Origin of the sequence: Caulobacter sp. Root343 (assembly GCF_001425745.1) — a bacterium.
Lineage (GTDB): Bacteria > Pseudomonadota > Alphaproteobacteria > Caulobacterales > Caulobacteraceae > Caulobacter.
The window spans coordinates 1-281 of sequence record NZ_LMDF01000012.1; positions in this window are offsets into that span (position 1 = coordinate 1).

The following is a 281-nucleotide window of genomic DNA, read 5'->3' on the forward strand; positions in this document are numbered from 1 at the left end:
ACGCTGCTGAAGCGGTGGATGCTGGGCGCCAGGCCGACAGGACTATCGACCCCTCATCCGTCGCCTCCGGCGACACCTTCTCCCGCAAGGGGAGAAGGGATTCACGGGGATTGGACGCGCTGTATCCCCGGCGTTCGCGAGATCGAACCCAGCGAAATCAACCGCTTCTCCCTTTTACGCGCGTCTGAATGATCCGCGTTCAAAACCCCTGCACAATCATCGCTGTCCCCGTCGCAAGGGGAGGGCGCTTGGATCCGGCCCGAAGCGGCGATGGGGATAGG